Genomic DNA, 5,332 nt, shown 5'->3' on the forward strand with positions numbered 1-5,332 from the left:
AAGCCCTTCTACACAGTACTGTAGAAGGGCTTCCATCTATCGTATAAGTACCCTGGCGGACTGCTATTTTGACGAGAAGCTACCCTCTCACTATCGTCGCCGCAAATGCGTTTCACCACTCAGTTCGGGATGGATGAGTGTGGGTCCACATCGCCATCACCACCAGGAATCTTGTTGGATTCAGTCACGCTTTAGTTGCACGACCGCTTAGAACCCAGAAGGCTGCATAGTCACGTTGTCAGTTTGTGTGTAGAAACCTCAGACACCTGTCTTTGTCTTCATACTGATTGAACCATTGAGGTCAAGCCCTCGGTCTATTAGTACGGCTCGGCTGCATGTGTTACCACACTTCCACCTACCGCCTATCAACGGGTGTTCTCCCCGTGACCTTACTGGATTAACTCCATGAGAGTACTCATCTTGAGGTGGGCTTCCCACTTAGATGCTTTCAGCGGTTATCCACTCCGCACTTGGCTACCCAGCGTCTACCGTTGGCACGATAACTGGTACACCAGCGGTGCGTTCTTCCCGGTCCTCTCGTACTAAGGAAGACTCCTCTCAATACTCTTGCGCCTGCACCGGATATGGACCGAACTGTCTCACGACGTTCTGAACCCAGCTCACGTACCGCTTTAATGGGCGAACAGCCCAACCCTTGGGACGTACTACCGCCCCAGGTTGCGATGAGCCGACATCGAGGTGCCAAACCTCCCCGTCGATGTGAACTCTTGGGGGAGATCAGCCTGTTATCCCTAGAGTAACTTTTATCCGTTTAGCGACGGCGATTCCACGCTCTGCCGTCGGATCACTAAAGCCGACTTTCGTCCCTGCTCGACATGTTCGTCTCACAGTCAAGCTCTCTTGTGCTTTTACACTCTACGGCTGATTTCCAACCAGCCTGAGAGAACCTTTGCGCGCCTCCGTTACCATTTAGGAGGCGACCGCCCCAGTCAAACTGCCTACCTGAAACTGTTCTCGTCCCGGATAACGGGCACAAGTTAGAATTCTAGCCTTAACAGAGTGGTATCTCACCGTTGGCTCCATGACTCCCACAAGAGTCACTTCATAGCCTCCCACCTATCCTGCGCAGTTAAAGCCCGAACCCAATTCCAGGCTACAGTAAAGCTTCATAGGGTCTTTCTGTCCAGGTGCAGGTAGTCCGTATCTTCACAGACAATCCTATTTCGCCGAGCCTCTCTCCGAGACAGCGCCCAAATCGTTACGCCTTTCGTGCGGGTCGGAACTTACCCGACAAGGAATTTCGCTACCTTAGGACCGTTATAGTTACGGCCGCCGTTCACCGGGGCTTCAGTCGCGAGCTTCAGGACGAATCCCTGACCCACTTCTTTAACCTTCCGGCACTGGGCAGGCGTCAGCCCCCATACATCGTTTTGCAACTTAGCGGAGACCTGTGTTTTTGGTAAACAGTCGCTTGGGCCTCTTCACTGCGACCACCTCGCGGTGGCACCCCTTCTCCCGAAGTTACGGGGTCATTTTGCCGAGTTCCTTAGAGAGAGTTATCTCGCGCCCTTTAGTTTTCTCAACCATCCTACCTGTGTCGGTTTCGGGTACGGGTGATTCAAATTAGCGTGATCCGGGATTTTCTTGGAAGCCTGACATCATCTACTTCGGGTCCGTAGACCCTCGTACTCACCACTCAGCTCAAGGTGTTTCCGCCACCTCTCACAGCCTCGTTAGCTTGAACTCCTAACCAACATGGAGCTAGATTAGCCTTCTCCGTCCCCCGTCACAATTTGAATCGAGTACTGGAATCTTCACCAGTTGTCCATCGACTACGTCTTTCGACCTCGCCTTAGGTCCCGACTCACCCTCCGCGGACGAGCCTTCCGGAGGAACCCTTAGGATTTCAGGGCATTGGATTCTCACCAATGTTTGCGCTACTCAAGCCGACATTCTCACTTCTGCTTCGTCCACACCTGCTTGCCGCTGATGCTTCTCACTACAACAGAACGCTCCCCTACCACTTGTATAAATACAAGTCCATAGCTTCGGTAAACACCTTAGCCCCGTTCATTTTCGGCGCAGGAACGCTTGACCAGTGAGCTATTACGCACTCTTTTAAGGATGGCTGCTTCTAGGCAAACCTCCTGGTTGTCTCTGCATTCCCACCTCCTTTATCACTGAGGTGTTATTTGGGGACCTTAGCTGATGGTCTGGGCTGTTTCCCTCTTGACGATGAAGCTTATCCCCCACCGTCTCACTGGCAATCTGTACCTCTGGTATTCTGAGTTTGACTCGATTTGGTACCGGTCTCCCAGCCCGCACCGAATCAGTGCTTTACCCCCAGAGTGGAACGATTACCGCTGCGCCTAAACACATTTCGGGGAGAACCAGCTAGCTCCCGGTTCGATTGGCATTTCACCCCTAACCACACCTCATCCGCTGATTTTTCAACATCAGTCGGTTCGGACCTCCACTTGGTGTTACCCAAGCTTCATCCTGGACATGGTTAGATCACCGGGGTTCGGGTCTATAAAAACAGATCAATTCGCCCTATTCAGACTCGGTTTCCCTTTGACTTCGGCATCTCCGCCTTAATCTACCTGTTCCTATAAGTCGCCGGCTCATTCTTCAACAGGCACACTGTCACACGTTGAATCGTGCTCCAATTGCTTGTAAGCAGATGGTTTCATGTTCTATTTCACTCCCCTCCCGGGGTTCTTTTCACCGTTCCCTCGCGGTACTAGTTCTCTATCGGTCACACAGGAGTATTTAGCCTTTCGAGGTGGTCCTCGATGATTCACACGGGATTTCTCGTGACCCATGCTACTCGGGATCCAGCTAGCTCAGTTAAGTTTTCAACTACAGGACTTTCACCTTCTCTGGTGTAGCTTCTCACTACTTCGTTTAACCGCTCTGATACACGTTGCTGTCCCACAACCCCGACGGATAAATCCATCGGTTTAGGCTGTTTCCATTTCGCTCGCCGCTACTCAGGAAATCGCGTTTGCTTTCTCTTCCTCCAGCTACTAAGATGTTTCAATTCGCTGGGTTGGCTTGTTCCACCCTATGGATTCAGGTGGTCATGTTTAGGGTTGCCCCATTCGGAAATCTTCGGATCAATGCTTACTTCCAGCTCCCCGAAGCATATCGTCGGTCGTCACGTCCTTCTTCGCCTCTGTGTGCCTAGGTATCCACCATCTGCCCTTTGTAGCTTGACCACTTCAATTGATTTCACTCAATTAGTGCTTTGTCCAATTACATTGGTGTCTGTGTATTTCTACCTGACAACGCACTATGCAGTTTTCTTGGTTCTTTTACTGGATAACAATCCAGCAGGCTCTCTAATATATCAGATGAGTTGCTGTGTTGTGTCCTTGATTCTTGGAATCCCTTTGCTCTTACTGAAGAATGGTTGGTGGAGGTTAGCGGACTCGAACCGCTGACATCCTGCTTGCAAAGCAGGCGCTCTACCAACTGAGCTAAACCCCCGTGTGTTCGATTCGCACTTGACCCTGATTGATAAGTGGAGTGGGCCATCCTGGACTCGAACCAGGGACCTCACCCTTATCAGGGGTGCGCTCTAACCACCTGAGCTAATAGCCCACATCTCCCTGAACCGGGATAGTTTAGAAGCACAGTGAATTTCAACTTAATGACTTAAGCTAAGTGGAAAGCCCTCGACCGACCTTGAGATGACCAACTTCAAATTCAAGCAGTGTTGAAAATGAAGGGGTAGGTCTCCCTATAAGGAGGTGATCCAGCCACACCTTCCGGTACGGCTACCTTGTTACGACTTCACCCCAGTCATCAGCCCCACCTTCGGCATCCTCCTCCGCGAACGGTTAGAGTAACGACTTCGGGCGTGACCAACTCCCATGGTGTGACGGGCGGTGTGTACAAGGCCCGGGAACGTATTCACCGCAGTATGCTGACCTGCGATTACTAGCGATTCCGCCTTCATGCAGGCGAGTTGCAGCCTGCAATCTGAACTGAGCGTTGGTTTATGGGATTGGCTCGTCATCGCTGACTGGCTGCCCTTTGTCCAACGCATTGTAGTACGTGTGTAGCCCAAGGCGTAAGGGGCATGCTGACTTGACGTCATCCACACCTTCCTCCGGTTTGTCACCGGCAGTCTCTCTAGAGTGCCCAACTGAATGATGGCAACTAAAAACGTGGGTTGCGCTCGTTGCGGGACTTAACCCAACATCTCACGACACGAGCTGACGACAGCCATGCACCACCTGTCTCTGCGCTCCCGAAGGCACCCCCACCTTTCGGTAGGGTTCGCAGGATGTCAAGCCTTGGTAAGGTTCTTCGCGTTGCATCGAATTAAACCACATACTCCACCGCTTGTGCGGGCCCCCGTCAATTCCTTTGAGTTTCACACTTGCGTGCGTACTCCCCAGGCGGACAACTTAACGCGTTGGCTACGGCACGGCTCGGGTCGATACGAACCACACCTAGTTGTCATCGTTTACGGCTAGGACTACAGGGGTATCTAATCCCTTTCGCTCCCCTAGCTTTCGTCCCTCAGTGTCAGTGCAGACCCAGTCACACGCTTTCGCCGCTGGTGTTCTTCCCAATATCTACGCATTTCACCGCTACACTGGGAATTCCTGTGACCCCTATCGCACTCTAGCTAAACAGTTTCCTCCGCCCGTATGCAGTTAAGCTGCACGATTTGACAAAAGACTTGTTCAGCCACCTACGGACGCTTTACGCCCAATAATTCCGGATAACGCTTGCATCCTCCGTATTACCGCGGCTGCTGGCACGGAGTTAGCCGATGCTGATTCATTAGGTACCGTCATCAATTCTTCCCTAATAAAAGAGGTTTACACTCCAAAAAGCTTCCTCCCTCACGCGGTATTGCTCCGTCAGGCTTGCGCCCATTGCGGAAAATTCCCCACTGCTGCCTCCCGTAGGAGTCTGGACCGTGTCTCAGTTCCAGTGTGCCTGGTCATCCTCTCAGACCAAGTACAGATCGTCGCCTAGGGGTGCCGTTACCACTCCTACTAGCTAATCTGACGCGAGCCGATCTTTAGACAATTAATCTTTCACCCGTTAAGGCACATTCGGTATTAGCAGACGTTTCCATCTGTTGTCCCCAATCTAAAGGCACGTTCTCACGCATTACTCACCCGTCCGCCACTAAGTACCCGAAAGTACTCCGTTCGACTTGCATGTGTTAAGCATACCGCCAGCGTTCATCCTGAGCCAGGATCAAACTCTCCATGTTGTATAGATAAGTTCGTAGCTCGTAGTAATTTATCCGGTTTTCCTTCCGGTTCCTCAACTAAGAGAAACATTTTTTTGACGAAGGCTTTCCTTTCTCTGGCTTCTAAACTATTCTGTTGTATAGGTTCAG

At 51.5% G+C, this 5,332-nt stretch carries 2 tRNA genes and 3 rRNA genes; all 5 read right to left on the reverse strand.

Going from position 1 to position 5,332, the window contains the following annotated elements:
• Positions 1 to 50: 50 nt before the first annotated feature.
• Positions 51 to 167 (reverse strand): 5S ribosomal RNA (rrf, locus tag ACQ4M5_RS41515).
• A gap of 130 nt (positions 168 to 297) precedes the next feature.
• A 23S ribosomal RNA gene (locus ACQ4M5_RS41520) occupies positions 298 to 3,182 on the reverse strand.
• 195 nt (positions 3,183 to 3,377) lie between these two features.
• A tRNA-Ala gene (locus ACQ4M5_RS41525) sits at positions 3,378 to 3,453 on the reverse strand.
• Positions 3,454 to 3,493: 40 nt separating this feature from the next.
• A tRNA-Ile gene (locus tag ACQ4M5_RS41530) sits at positions 3,494 to 3,567 on the reverse strand.
• Between the two features lie 142 nt (positions 3,568 to 3,709).
• A 16S ribosomal RNA gene (locus ACQ4M5_RS41535) occupies positions 3,710 to 5,203 on the reverse strand.
• The 16S, 23S and 5S rRNA genes sit together here with 2 tRNA genes alongside, the layout of an rRNA operon.
• Between the last annotated feature and the right edge of the window lie 129 nt (positions 5,204 to 5,332).

This window comes from Leptolyngbya sp. AN10, assembly GCF_050565645.1.
Taxonomy (GTDB): domain Bacteria; phylum Cyanobacteriota; class Cyanobacteriia; order Leptolyngbyales; family Leptolyngbyaceae; genus Leptolyngbya.